This window comes from Sphingobacterium sp. JUb56 (assembly GCF_014191365.1).
Lineage (GTDB): Bacteria > Bacteroidota > Bacteroidia > Sphingobacteriales > Sphingobacteriaceae > Sphingobacterium > Sphingobacterium anhuiense.
In genome coordinates this window covers 680733-695833 of record NZ_JACHWL010000002.1, presented here as the reverse complement: position 1 = coordinate 695833, position 15101 = coordinate 680733, and the positions used below count along the sequence as shown (strand labels likewise).

General features: G+C 36.8%; 7 protein-coding genes and 5 tRNA genes. 11 read left to right on the top strand and 1 reads right to left on the bottom strand.

Annotated elements, in window-relative coordinates:
- Positions 1-64: 64 nt before the first annotated feature.
- Complete coding sequence (era, locus tag FHR29_RS22495; RefSeq protein ID WP_132769161.1) at positions 65-943, bottom strand: GTPase Era; 879 nt, start codon at positions 941-943, stop codon at positions 65-67.
- 114 nt (positions 944-1057) lie between these two features.
- Between era and FHR29_RS22490 the strand changes: the two genes are divergently transcribed.
- The 11 genes from FHR29_RS22490 to cysS all read left to right on the top strand — a co-directional run bounded on the left by FHR29_RS22490 (position 1058) and on the right by cysS (position 15073).
- Positions 1058-1130, top strand: a tRNA-Met gene (locus FHR29_RS22490).
- Between the two features lie 48 nt (positions 1131-1178).
- Positions 1179-1251 (top strand) — tRNA-Met (locus FHR29_RS22485).
- 49 nt (positions 1252-1300) lie between these two features.
- Positions 1301-1373 (top strand) — tRNA-Met (locus FHR29_RS22480).
- Between the two features lie 49 nt (positions 1374-1422).
- Positions 1423-1495: transfer RNA gene (locus tag FHR29_RS22475), tRNA-Met, on the top strand.
- A gap of 48 nt (positions 1496-1543) precedes the next feature.
- Positions 1544-1616, top strand: a tRNA-Met gene (locus FHR29_RS22470).
- Positions 1617-1992: 376 nt separating this feature from the next.
- Positions 1993-5073 (top strand): TonB-dependent receptor, encoded by a 3081-nt coding sequence (locus FHR29_RS22465; RefSeq protein WP_183917336.1) that lies wholly within the window; start codon positions 1993-1995, stop codon positions 5071-5073.
- 18 nt (positions 5074-5091) lie between these two features.
- The gene (locus FHR29_RS22460; protein WP_183917334.1) at positions 5092-6732 is read left to right on the top strand and encodes a RagB/SusD family nutrient uptake outer membrane protein; all 1641 of its coding nucleotides are present in this window, start codon (positions 5092-5094) and stop codon (positions 6730-6732) included.
- 290 nt (positions 6733-7022) lie between these two features.
- Positions 7023-10097 (top strand): TonB-dependent receptor, encoded by a 3075-nt coding sequence (locus FHR29_RS22455; protein WP_183917332.1) that lies wholly within the window; start codon positions 7023-7025, stop codon positions 10095-10097.
- Positions 10098-10117: 20 nt separating this feature from the next.
- Positions 10118-11851, top strand: a complete 1734-nt coding sequence (locus tag FHR29_RS22450) for a RagB/SusD family nutrient uptake outer membrane protein (RefSeq protein ID WP_183917330.1) — start codon at positions 10118-10120, stop codon at positions 11849-11851.
- A 434-nt stretch (positions 11852-12285) separates the two neighbouring features.
- Positions 12286-13587: a ribosome biogenesis GTPase Der gene (gene der, locus FHR29_RS22445; protein ID WP_183917328.1), complete on the top strand. Its 1302-nt coding sequence runs from the start codon at positions 12286-12288 to the stop codon at positions 13585-13587.
- 19 nt (positions 13588-13606) lie between these two features.
- Positions 13607-15073: a cysteine--tRNA ligase gene (cysS, locus tag FHR29_RS22440; protein WP_183917326.1), complete on the top strand. Its 1467-nt coding sequence runs from the start codon at positions 13607-13609 to the stop codon at positions 15071-15073.
- Positions 15074-15101: the final 28 nt, after the last annotated feature.

Here is a 15101-nt window from a genome sequence, read left to right as displayed (position 1 = left end):
AGTTGATCACTATTGGGGCTTTTGTATGCTTGTTAACATTTATACTTAAAACTATTTTCTAGCATTAGTCGTCATAACCAAATCTTTTTAAGTAATTTTTCTTACTTCTCCAATCTGGAATTACTTTTACGAAAACCTCAAGAAAGACTTTTTTGTCAATAAATGCCTCAATATCCTGGCGAGCGTACGTGCCGACTTTTTTAATCATTGATCCACCGGTACCGATGATGATATTCTTTTGTGAATCACGCTCCACAATGATTTCTGCAGCGATACGAGTGATCTTCGGTTCTTCTTTATAAGATGTAACAACTACTTCAGTACTGTAAGGAATTTCCTTGTCATACAGTTTGAATATTTTTTCGCGAATCATTTCCGAAACAAAGAAACGCATTGATTTGTCTGTTAATTCATCTTTTTCATAGTAAGGAGCATGTACAGGAAGTTTTTCCTTGATATAATCCATTACTCCAGTGATATTATGATTAAGAAGTGCTGATACCGCAAAAATAACTTCTGGGTTGATCGTTTCTTTCCAGAACTCTACTTTAGCCATCACTTCAGCTTCGTTAGACTTATCAATTTTATTGATAAGAACAGCTACTGGAGAACTTGTTTTTTTTAATTTCTCAATAACATCATTTTCATCATATTTTTCATTGATATCTGTAACAAGTAAAATAATGTCCGCATCGATCAGCGATCCTTGGACAAAATTCATCATTGATTCTTGTAACGAATAGTTTGGTTTGATGATACCAGGTGTGTCTGAAAAGACAATTTGGTGCTCCTCATCATTGACTATTCCAATAATGCGGTGTCTTGTTGTTTGAGCTTTAGGAGTGATGATAGACATCTTTTCACCCACTAAAGCGTTCATTAGCGTAGACTTACCTGCATTAGGTTTACCGATGATGCTTACGAATCCTGCTTTATGCGACATTTTTTTTAATTTAATTAGGATTACAAAGAAACAAAATATATCTTTGTGCTCCAATTCGGAGGTAAAGATATCTTGCTTTTTAACACAAAAAGGACGATTGAACTAAAAATATATTGCGGGATGGAGCAGTTGGTAGCTCGTCGGGCTCATAACCCGAAGGTCATCAGTTCGAGTCTGATTCCCGCTACTAAAGAGTCTGTTGAAAGACACAGACTCCAAGACATTAAAAATACATTGCGGGATGGAGCAGTTGGTAGCTCGTCGGGCTCATAACCCGAAGGTCATCAGTTCGAGTCTGATTCCCGCTACTAAAAGAGTCTGTTGAAAGACACAGACTCCAAGACATTGAAAATACATTGCGGGATGGAGCAGTTGGTAGCTCGTCGGGCTCATAACCCGAAGGTCATCAGTTCGAGTCTGATTCCCGCTACTAAAAGAGTCTGTTGAAAGACACAGACTCCAAGACATTAAAAATACATTGCGGGATGGAGCAGTTGGTAGCTCGTCGGGCTCATAACCCGAAGGTCATCAGTTCGAGTCTGATTCCCGCTACTAAAGAGTCTGTTGAAAGACACAGACTCCAAGACATTGAAAATACATTGCGGGATGGAGCAGTTGGTAGCTCGTCGGGCTCATAACCCGAAGGTCATCAGTTCGAGTCTGATTCCCGCTACTTGGTAACCCTTTAGTCAAAAGCTAAAGGGTTTATTTTTGTCTTTTATTTTTTCCACCTCCTTCCCAATACCATTCATTTAATCCTCTAATTGTTACAAAGATTCTTTTTTAAATAAATAGGGCTCGTTTTTCCTTATTGGAATATTAATTTCATCCTAAAGCATTTGATAGCTAGTTATTTACTGATTATCAATCAATTTATATGTAGTACTTATTGCTTTTTTTGTAAAGTTGTCTAAGCAATATATGCAATCGATTGTTCGATTTTTGCTCTTTTTTATTCGATAATATAGATTTAATATTGTGTTTACAAATAGTAAACAATTGACTTAAATACACTTTAGAATCATTATTTACAATTATTATATTAACCTATGAAAAGAAGAGCTACCATACTTTCTTGTGCTTTATCTTTAGTTATGAGTGCAACTTTTGCGCAAAAGACTAAAGTGAAGGGTAATGTTACAGATGACAAGGGAAATCAGTTGTCGGGTGTAACTATTACAGAGAAAGGTACCGGCAATGCAACGGCAACAAATGTTACTGGAGGATTTGAATTAAGTGCAGAAACAGGAAAGATACTTGTTTTTAATATTGTAGGATACGAACCCAAGGAGGTGGTTTACACTGGCGGTAATCTCAATATTTCATTAACATCATCAAATACGGCATTAGATGAAGTTGTTATTGTAGCTTTTGGTACCCAAAAGAAAGCAAATTTAACAGGATCTGTAGCAACAATTACTCCTAAGCAATTGGCAGATAGACCTGTAACTTCATTGCAGAATGCTTTACAGGGTATATCACCTGGCGTAACTGTCTTGAGCAGACCAGGCGAGGCTTCGAAAGATAATAAAGGAGGTATTACTGTTCGTGGTAGAACTAATTTAGGTTCACCTTCACCTATGTTTATTATTGATGGAATTCCTGCAACCAGTGCTGAGTTTTCTGCCTTAAGCCCGAGTGATATCAATAGTATGTCCGTTCTAAAAGATGCTGCTTCTGCATCATTGTATGGTTCTCGAGCTGCTAATGGTGTTATTTTGGTGACAACTAAACGTGGTGGTGGTGATCGCGCAGTGGTTGGGTTTAATGCTAATTATGGTTTTCAGAGTGCTACATATCTGCCTGAATTCGCAGATGCGGTGGGATATGCAGAACTACATAATAGGGCGATGCTAAATGCAGGTAAAGATGCAACGTTTACTCCCGATCTTGTAGAAAAATATAAAAATCAGACGGATCCAGATCTTTATCCAAATAACGATTGGTACAAAGAGGTTTTAAGAGGTTCAGCTCCCCAACGTGATTTTGGTTTGAATGTGAATGCTCCAGGAAAAATTACGAATTACTATTTGGGATTAAACTATTTTGATCAAGAATCTCTAGTACCTGGCCGGAAACAGGATCGTATTAATATGAAATTGAATACCAATACGACTGTTATTAAGGATTTGCTGACTTTTAATACCAATGTTTCATTTTTAAAACAAGATTACGATCGAAATGGCAGTGCTATTAGTTGGGTTGAGATGGGTAGGGCGCTTCCTTTTACATCCATTCGTCAATCTAATGGAGCCTGGGGTTCTGTGTCGAATGGTATTGAGAATGCAAATGTTGCGAAAAATAACCAATTGAGAGCGATCACTGAAGGTGGAAGAGGTAATAATAGAGATAACTATCTGCAAATGGCGGCAAATGCGTCGCTGACTCCACTAAAGGGATTATCAATTGACGGAGCCATTTCATTGAAGTATATCAATACGAACTCTTTTGATTTTATAAACCGTACTGATCCTATTATCGGTTTTATTTCTAAAAAATCTTTGGATGCAACAGCAACGCCAATTAATGAGCTTAAAGAGTTCTGGGGCAAGCGCCAGGAATTGTTGTTGCAAGGAACAATTAATTACGAGCGACGATTTGGTGATCATTATGGTAAAGCAACAGTTGGGGCTTCTGAGGAGTCAAATGTTTACCGTGAGGCATTTTTAGGAAGAAAAAATTTTGTTAACAATGATGCCTCTACAATTATAAATGGTAGTTCGGGTGAAATTAGTCAAGATGATAAAGGTCTTGCCAATCGTACAACACAAGATGAGTGGGCATTGCGTTCTTTTTTTGGTCGATTTAATTATTCGTACCAAGATAAGTATCTGTTCGAAGCAAACATGAGAATGGACTATTCATCTCGCTTTGCTCCGGAAGTCCGAAGAGCAATTTTTCCGTCTTTCTCTGCCGGTTGGAACATCAACAAGGAATCTTTTATGCAGGATGTGGAGTGGATTGATTTATTAAAATTGAGAGGATCTTACGGAACACTCGGCAATCAAGATGCTGTTGCAATAGGTAATTATTATACGCTTTTGAATCGCTATTCAGCCTACAGTTTTAATGGCGTCGCGGTTGATGGCTTGGAACAACAATATGGGGCTAACAGGCTTGCGCTTTGGGAAAAGGTAACGATGTCAAATGTAGGAATAGATGCGACATTTTTAGGAGGAAAGCTTAATTTAGTTGCCGATTATTTTGTTAAGAAGTCTGAGGATGTTTTATTACAACCGGCAACTTTGTCTACTTATGGCTATGAGAAAAAATTTACGCCATATTATAATCAAGGGATTACGCAAAATAAAGGGATCGAGATTGCATTGACTTATAACGGTAAAATCGGTGAAGAGTTTACATATTCGGTATCGGGTAATATTTCGAAGATCAACAATAAGATTATTTCTCTAGGTGATGTTAACGAGATCGTGGAAGGCTATTATATTAATCGTGTAGGTGGTTCTGTAGGTGATTTTTACGGTTACAAGACGGATGGTCTATTCACTAATGAAGCCGAGCTTAAAGCCCTTAATTACGAAGGAATGGGCGGTACTCCAAAATTAGGTGATATCAAATATGTCGATATGAATGGTGATAAGAAAATCGATGCATTAGACCGTACTATTTTAGGTAATGACGTTCCTTGGTTCAATTATGGTTTTAATTTTAGAGCAGCTTATAAAAATTTCGATATCGATGTGTTGACTTACGGTGTAGGCGGAGTAAAAACTTATATGGACAATGAGGCAGTTCAGCCTTTCTTTAATGGCGCAAATATCAAGAAAAATTGGATCAATGGTTGGACGAAAGATAACAATGATGCCGATGCGCCATTTCCAAGAATCACATTAACGGGCGATGCTCCGCATAATTATAAAACTTCAGACTTTTGGCTATTTAGTGGGAATTATTTCCGAATTCGTGCCATTACGGTAGGTTATACTTTTCCTAAAGAAATGCTGAGCAATATCAAGATGTCGCAATTGCGCTTATTTGCCTCATCTAACAATCCTTTTACTTTTATGGCAGATAAACGTCTCGGTGATTTTGATCCAGAAACAGGGTCGGGTAGGGCAAGTTACCCAGGTTTGAAGACTATTTCTTTTGGTTTGACAGCGAAGTTTTAATTTTTTAACAGAAAAGCAATGAAAAAACATATATTATATCCATTATTAGCTACTACCCTTCTTTTTGGAGCGTGTTCAAAAGATTTTTTAGACCGTACACCTGCTAATAACGTGCCTAACGACCAATTTTGGCATAATGAAAGCGAAGTTAATCTGGCACTTAATGCAGTTTATAACAAACTGTCGGAGGCAACATATGAGGATGGTGGAAGTGAACTGGTGCATGCTAAAAACCCTTGGGAAAGTTGGGTGACAGACGTTTCGTCTGGTGCAGTTAGTTCAACCCTTGAGTCAGGGTGGGATTATAAGCCTATTCGTATCTGTAATTTCTTTTTAGATAATGTGGATAAGGCAGTTATGGATGTTAAGCTTAAAGAGCGTTATAAAGCTGAAGCGCGTTTTGTGCGTGCTTTTCTTTACATTCCGATGGTTCAAAAGTTTGGGGATATCCCTTTGGTGACTAAAGTGTTGACCAAAGAAGAGTCAAATGTCCCTCGTACATCGAAAAAGGAAGTGCTTGATTTTTTGTTTAAAGAATTGCAAGATGTGGCCACTGTACTTCCTATATCGTATTCTGCCGCTGAAAGCGGTAGGATAACAAAAGGTGCTGCTTTAGCTCTGCAATCGAGATTATACCTGATGGAAAATAATTGGGAGAAAGCAGCCCTTACTGCACAGGAAGTGATGGCACTAGGTTATTCTTTGTTTAAAGTAAACGCTGAATCAGATTTAGATAAAAAAGATAATTATGCGCAGTTCATAGATTTTGCGAATGCTGATGATGAAAATAATTTTAGACTAGGGCTTCGAAGTTATGAAGGAGTTTTTCACGTTGAGAATGAAGGTAACAGTGAAGTAATCTTGGACAGACAGTATATTGCAGTAACGCAATCTCACATAACTAATACCTTATTGCTTGATCCTTCTGTTGGAGGTTGGAGTTCGTTAACACCAACACAAAATTTAGTGAATCTATATGTTGATTATAAAACTGGAAAACCTGTTATTCCTGTAAGTGCTGAGGTGCGTGCCACAAATTACTCAAAAGCAGATAAAGCTGATTTTGTGAAGGAGTTTAAAAACCGTGATCCACGTTTTTATGCTTCTATATTGTTTGAAACTGCACCTTGGAATTCTTTAACTAAAAGTGGAGGTTATGTGTATAAATGGTTTGTAGGAAATGATCCGAATAAATCTTTGACGGGCTACAATTTTAGAAAACTCGTAGATCCAAAATCAAATCGGGAGCAAATAGATTCTTATGCTAATCTTATTTTGATCCGTTATGCGGAAGTTTTGCTTAACTATGCTGAAGCACAGAATGAAAAATCCGGACCAGATGCAACAATCTTTGATGCTTTAGACCAGCTTCGTGTTCGTGTTGGCATGCCTAAAATAGATCGGTCGGAATATGCGAGTCAAGATAAGCTACGTCAATTGATCCGCAATGAAAGAGCTGTTGAATTGGTATTGGAAGGTTTGCGTTTTTATGATATCCGTCGTTGGAAAACTGCTCCAGATGTGATGAAAAATATTTATAATATAACGAATGGTTTGGCGCAAGAACGTGTTTGGAATGATAGATTATATCTAATGCCAGTTCCGCAAAGCCAAATTGATTTATCTTATGGAGTTTTAAAACAGAATTCAGGTTATTAATTTATTTTAATCCGATTAATAAAAGCAGGTATCCCCACAGGTATCTGCTTTTATTGTTTATTGTGATGCAATAATCAGGCATTTATTTCATTATGATGATGTTTGGATAAGTAGTCTATTTCGGTAGTTTCTGAGGTAACTATATTTTAGTTTTCATAACAATCGTTTGCGTGAATTTATGCAATCGATTTCGTTACATATTAAATTTATATTAAGTAATCTTTACACTATTTTGCACTGTATAAATTATGATAATTAACTAATATACTGATTATCTTGAAATTAAGTTTATGAATAAAAGATTTACAAAACCTTTTTTTACGACTAAATTTTACCCGATTACATCTGCCTTAATGTTTGCTCTTGTAGCTCCAAATATGGTGATGGCCAATGATTATGGTAATTTGATTAGCGTAACAAGTAATAGTATGCAGCAGAAAGTTTCTGGTACTGTTACATCAAGTACGGGCCCATTAAGTGGAGTGACTATTTCTGTGAAAGAAAAACCTACTCTTGCGACTTCAACTGATGCCAATGGACGCTATTCTCTTCAAGTTGAAGTTGGTCAAACTTTGATTTTTTCAGCAATTGGATTTAACAAAACTGAAAAACTGGTGGAAGGTGCATTTTTAAATGTACAACTGGAAGAATCTAATCAAGCACTTGAAGAAGTTGTAGTTGTAGGTTATGGCACTCAAAAGAAAGAGAGTCTAACAGGAGCGCTACAAGTTGTAAAGGGTGATCAATTGAGAGGTACAACTTCTCCGAATGTGGAGAATATGTTAAATGGAAAAGCTGCTGGTGTATATGTTGCTCCAGGATCGGGTCAACCAGGTGCAAAAGGAGGTGTCGTGATTCGTGGTCAAGCTACTTTAAGTGGTACAACTAGTCCGCTCTGGGTCGTAGATGGTGTAATCCTTGGTTCTAGTGCTGGAGATTTAAATCCAGATGATATCGCAACATTAACAATTTTGAAAGATGCAGCTTCTACTGCTATTTATGGTTCTCAAGGTGCAAATGGTGTTGTTGTCGTAACGACTAAGAATCCATCTGCAAGCGGCACTTCAATCAGTTTTTCTACAAAAATGGGATTCAATCAGCTTACCAATGGTAATATGAAAATGATGAACGGTGCAGAATTGTATGATTACTATGCTTCTTTTGCTAACCAAAGTGCAATCAAATTTCCACGTTGGAATGCAGATTTAAGAGATAGCAATTTTGACTGGTGGAAAGTAGCTACTCAGCAAGGATTTACGCAAAATCATAATGTTTCGATTCAAAGTGGTACGGAAAAGTTGCAGTCTTACTTGTCATTAGGTTATTATAATGAAGTAGGTGCTGTAAAAGGTTATGAATACGATCGTTATAATTTCCGTATGAATACGGTTTATAAGCCTACCACATGGTTGACAGTTAAACCAACATTGGTGGGGGCACGTCGTGGGGTGGAAGATAGACAGTATTCTACAACTGCTATGTATTCAAATTTCCCTTGGGACAGTCCATATGATGCTAATGGTAACTTGGTTGGTCACCGTTCAAGTAGTTGGGTAAATAGTGCGAGTACAAACTACCTTTACGATTTACAATGGGATCATAGTGCCAACACAAATTATGAATTCAGTGGTAATATGGACTTTGATATCAAGTTCACGAATTGGCTAACATTTTCGTCTGTTAATAACTACCGCTATAACACGTATAGTGCTGCTGGTTATACTGATCCACGCTCTAATGGTGGAGAAAGTGTAAAAGGACGTTTAACCGATTATCGTTCGGAATATGCACGTCGTTACACCAGTCAAATATTAAAATTCAATAAATCTTGGGGCAAGCATGCTGTGAACGCATTAGCAGCATATGAATTCAATGATTATTGGTCTAAGACATTAGATGTATATGGAACTGGATTTATTCCAGGATTTGAAGTGCTTGATGTTGTTTCTCGACCAGAAAGAACTAAAGGAGCGATCAATGAATGGGCTGTTCAATCTTTCTTGTCTAATGCAAACTATGCTTACGATGGTAAATATTTAGGACAATTGTCTTTCCGTCGTGATGGCGCTTCTAACTTTGGTGACAATGCGAAATACGGAAATTTCTTCTCTGTGAGTGGAGGATGGAATATCAATCGCGAGAATTGGTTCAATGCTTCATGGGTTGATAATTTAAAAGTTCGTGCTTCTTATGGTTCTGTCGGTAACCGCCCTAGTGAGTTGTATCCACAATATAGCTTATATTCTGTATCATCATCATCCGGATATAATGAGACTTCGGGCGCTTTGATTTATCGGATTGGAAACAAGAATCTGACGTGGGAGCGTACGTTTACTACAGGGGCAGGATTTGATGCATCGATGTTCAGTAATCGTGCTCGTGTAAGTTTTGACTACTATGATAAAAAAACCGATAATATCTTATACAATGTGCCCATTAGTGGATTAACTGGAGTTACTTCTGTGTATAAGAATATCGGTAAGATGCAAAATAGAGGTATTGAGCTTACTTTAGGTGGAGATATCATTCGAAAAAATGACTTTACGTGGAGTCTGGACATCAATATTGGTCACAATAAAAATAAACTGACGCAATTGATCAAGAGTAAAGATGCTAATGGCAACAATGTTGTTAGACCACTTATCATTGGTGATGGTTTAGGAATTGCTGGTTCAGCAAGTCGCGTATTGGAACCGGGTTTACCAGTCGATACTTATTATATGCCGATATGGGCTGGAGTGAATGTAGAGACAGGTGCTCCCGAATGGTATAAAGTTGAAACCGATCAAGATGGTAATCAAACTCAAGTAAAGACCTCTAATTATTCTGCAGCAACATTACAGAAAGCAGGAAAAGCATCTCCAGATCTATTTGGAGGATTCAATACTGGAATAACTTATAAACAATTTGATTTAAATGCTTCGTTTGGCTATTCAATTGGTGGTAAAATCTATAATTATTCTCGTCAAGAATATGATTCTGATGGAACATATACAGATAGAAATCAAATGAAATTGCAAGATGGCTGGAACCGTTGGGAAAAACCGGGAGATATAGCAACACATCCTATTGCGAAATACAATAATAACGATAAAGGAAATTCTACTTCTACTCGTTATTTAGAAGATAGTGATTTTTTAAGGTTACGTTCTTTAACCTTAGGATATAATTTGAAATTGGAACAATATCACTTGAAAAATGTTCGTGTTTTCTTTACAGGTGAGAACTTGTTTACCATTACAAATTACTCAGGTGTAGATCCTGAAATGTCTGTGAATGATTCAGGTGCTGTTTTGGGTTCTGCAGGACCTGCTATTTATCCTGCTACACGTAAATTTATGTTTGGTCTTAATGTGACATTTTAGTTAAAAGAGGAAAAAATTTTATGAAAAAGATATTATTTGTATTATTAGCAGCTGCTAGCATTACGTCATGTAATATAGATAGGTTACCCCATAACTTAATGGATTCGGATGTTATTGCGAATAATCCGGACGCGATGATCAATGGTGCTTATGCACAATTAAAAGCATGGTCAGACCCTATGCATCGTGCAGGAGAATATGCTGGAGATAATATGATGATTAGGGGTGCTTCGACGGATGCATTTTATGAGTTCATTTCTTATGCTCGTACGCCAAATAACGGACGTTTGTCTGAATTTTGGAATGCAGGTTATAAAGCGATTGCGCAGACTTCTAATGTGATGAAAATTATAAAAGAGGGAGAAAGTGCTGAAAAAGACAATCAATTGGGAGAATGTTATTACATCCGCGGGATGATGTATTTCTATTTGGTTCGTGCATATGGACGTCCTTATTATCAAAATCCGGAAACAAATTTAGGTTTGCCCATTGTAAATGGAACACCTGATGACGTATTTGATAATTTACATTTACCAGACCGTTCAACAGTTAAAGAAACTTACGAGCAAGCGATAAGCGATCTAAAGAAAGCAGAGTCTTTGTTGACAATTAAAAAAGGCAATATCTATGCTTCTAAAGGAGCGGCTCAAGCGATGTTATCTCGTGTTTATCTTTATATGAGCGGTACATATCAATCACCTAATGCAGAATATGCAAGACTGTCTGTTGAGTATGCGGATAAAGTGATCAACTCAGGAGATTACACGTTATTAGAAAGAGAGCGATTTATGAAATATAATACGTTTACACCAGAAAATAATAACGAGACTATTTTCGCAGTTAAAAGAGTAGCATCTGAATTTTCGGGTGATGATCATTATTATGGTATTGGTGGTATGTATTCCAATATTGGAGGTATGGGCTGGGGTGAGATGTATGCAAGTGCTAAATACATTGATTTATTGAATGAAACCGGTCGTAACGATTGGCGTCCAGATAATTACCGTATTGTTGATGCTCGAGCATCTTTTATAGAACCTACTTATGCAAAAGATGAAAAAACAGGTAAGTATTCTGAAGTGTTTCGTTTTGTAAAAGAAGACGGAGTGAGTACTTTAAACTATGCTCAATTTGTTATTGAACGAGCTGGTAGCACAATTACTGCTGTAGAGGTTATACCTAAAACGGAAACTACTGCAGAACAGAGAATACCTTATGCATTAACAGTAATAAACTCAAATGAGGGAACTTATAGTATAAAATATAAAGATGGTAAAACCTACAAAGGCGTGCTGGACTACTATATTTCATTAAACCGTGTATATCCACAATTTTATATCACGAAATGTTCTAAAGAGGGCGAAAACTCTCAATTGCATTCTCCTGTAATCAGCCGTTTGGGTGAGATCTATTTAAATAGAGCAGAAGCTCAAGCAAAACTTGGTAATTACAGCGCAGCTTTAGCGGATTTAAATAAAATAAGAACACGTTCAATTGCGAATGGAGCTTATTCTTCTTTGAATGCATCAAATGCAAGTAAATTAATTGATAAAGAGCGTGAATTGGAATTAGCCTTTCAAGCAGAACGTAGCTATGATGTATTTCGTAACGGTGAAGCTTTGACGCGTCAATATCCGGGACCGCACAATCAGTCAGAGGTTATTGCTCCGACAGACTTTCGCGTAGTATATTATATTCCACAAAGTGCTATTAATTCTTACCCTGGTGTATTAACGCAAAATCCAACTCAATAGGGTTAAATTAGAATTTCAAAAATAAATTAGTAATGGCTTTACAGTTTTGTAAAGCCATTTTTTTATGTTTCATAATTATGATTGCTAGCGTTTTTGCGCAAACGATTATATGTCTTAGAATAAACGATATTTTAGTTTTTAGAAAGCCCCAGCTATTTGGGACTTTTTTATTGAATCTCTGTTTGAGGTCCTTGGGGTAGTCATGTATAAATTTAATTGGATTTCAGATGGAAAGAATACTTTACGGACTGATAGCAAGTTTGTTTGATAGTCTTTAGCTCAGTTGTAAAATATGATAACAAAAATCTTATTGTTTACGATAAGATTAGATTGATTTTCAAAAATACCAGGTATATTATGTAACTTTGCCCACTGAGTTAAATTGTATTTAAATAAGTTGCCGTGAGGTAACGAGAATAATATATAGTAAAAATATGGCAAATATTGTTGCAATTGTAGGTCGTCCAAATGTTGGGAAATCCACGCTTTTTAATCGTCTGACGGAGAGTAGAAAAGCTATTGTTGATGACTTTAGTGGAGTGACGCGCGACCGTCACTATGAAACGGCAGAATGGATTGGAAAAAAGTTTACAGTAATTGATACTGGTGGGTTTGTACATGGATCGGATGATGTTTTTGAAGAAGCAATTCGTGACCAGGTTCATATCGCAATAGAAGAAGCATCCGCGATCATTTTTATGGTTGATGTAACAACAGGTATTACGGATTTAGATGATGAGATCGCAGATCTTTTGAGAAGAAGCTCTAAACCGGTATATGTTGCTGCAAATAAAGTTGACCACGCTAAATTACACCATGACTCTGCAGAGTTTTATGCTTTTGGTTTAGGTGAAATTTATAATGTTTCTTCTGCTACAGGGTCTGGAACAGGGGAATTATTGGATGCTGTAGTTTCAACTTTTGAAGACGAAGAGGAAGATGATACCACATTACCGAAATATACAATCGTAGGTCGTCCGAACGTAGGTAAATCTTCTTTAACAAATGCTTTGTTAGGTGTTGATCGTAATATTGTAACACCTGTTGCAGGTACGACACGCGATTCGATTCGTATTCATTATAAGCAATTTGGACATGAGTTCTTATTGATTGATACAGCAGGTTTGAGACGTAAATCTAAGGTAAACGAAGATATTGAGTTTTACTCTGTGATGCGTACAATTAAAGCATTAGAGGATTCTGATGTTGTTCTTTTAATGTTAGATGCAAATGATGGAATTGAAGCACAGGATATCAATATTTTTCATTTGGCAGAAAAAAATAGAAAAGGTATTGTGATCATTGTCAATAAATGGGATACCATTGATAAAGACAATAAAACGATGAAAGAGTTTGAAGCTCGAATCAAAGAGAAAATTGCTCCTTTTACAGATATACCTATTGTCTTTACTTCGGTTACTGAAAAACAACGTATTTTCAAGGCGCTAGAAGTAGCAGCAAAAGTTTATGAGAATAAAACGAAAAAAATACCTACTTCAAAATTAAACGAAGTGATGTTGCAGGTGATTGAAAATTATCCGCCACCAGCTTTAAAGGGTAAATATATCAAGGTAAAATACGTAACGCAATTACCAGGACGTACACCTATGTTTGCATTCTTCTGTAACTTACCACAGTATGTAAAAGATCCGTACAAACGTTATATCGAAAATAAATTACGTGAGCACTTCGATTTTGAAGGTGTTCCAATTCAAATATATTTTAGACAAAAATAGAAACAGCTATTTTCTAGACATGGAAAACAATCTTCATTTATACAATACGTTAACACGTAAGAAAGAAAAATTCCAACCATTACATCCCTCTTTAGTAGGGATGTATGTTTGTGGGCCTACCGTATACAGTGATGTTCACTTAGGAAATTGTCGGACTTTTGTGTCATTTGATTTGATATTTCGTTATTTAAAACATCTCGGATTTAAAGTTCGTTATGTCCGTAATATTACCGATGCAGGCCATTTGGAAGGGGATAATGATGAAGGTGATGATAAGTTTGCTAAAAAGGCAAAATTGGAGCAATTGGAACCGATGGAGATTGTTCAAAAATATACTCTTGGTTTCCACGATGTGCTTCGTCTTTTTAATACTTTACCTCCAAGTATAGAACCGACCGCTACAGGACATATTTCTGAGCAGATTGAAATGGTCCAAAAGATCATTGCTAATGGCTATGCTTATGAGGTAGATGGGACTGTATATTTTGATGTAGAGAAATATGTGAAAGATTACGATTATACTATTCTGACTAATCGTAAGCTGGAAGATATGTTGAATAATACACGTGAGCTTGGTGGCCAAGATGAAAAACATGGCCGTCTGGATTTTGCATTATGGATCAAAGCTAAGCCGGAACATATTATGCGCTGGCCTTCACCTTGGAGTGTGGGATTTCCAGGTTGGCATATTGAATGTTCGGCGATGAGCCGTAAATATTTAGGCGATCAGTTTGATATTCATGGTGGAGGTATGGATTTAGCCGCAACACATCATACCAACGAAATAGCCCAGTCTGAAGCATGTAATCATACTGCACCTGCCAAATACTGGATGCATACCAATATGTTGACGGTAAATGGAGCACGTATGTCTAAATCTTCAGGAAATGGCTTTTTACCTCATCAGCTGTTTACCGGTGATCACCCTCTGTTAGAACGTGGATATTCACCTATGGCTGTTCGTTTCTTTATGTTACAAGCACATTATAGAAGCACATTGGATTTCTCGAATGAGGCACTTGATGCTGCAGATAAAGGGTTCAAACGTCTTATGACAGCCGTTAATCTATTGGATAAGCTGAAACCTTCAAAAGGTAAGTCTGCTGTTGATGTAGCTGATTTACGGGCGAAATGTTATGCTGCTATGGATGATGATTTCAATAGCCCTATCTTAATTGCAGAATTGTTTGAAGTCGTTCGTTCGATTAATTCTATTTACGATGGGAAAGCCACTATCAGCCTTGCTGATCTAGAAGAGTTAAGAGCATTTGTACAACATTTTGTTTTTGATATTCTAGGCTTACAAGATGATCAATTATCGAGCAATGATAATGTGGATGAAATTATGGCTATTGTGATCAAATTACGTGACGGAGCTAAGCAAAATAAAGATTTTGCTACATCCGATCGTATTCGTGAGGAACTTAATGCTATCGGTATTCAATTAAAAGATAGCAAAGATGGAACGCTTTGGAATAAGATTTGATAGTTAGTGTCCAATTAAAATAAAGACA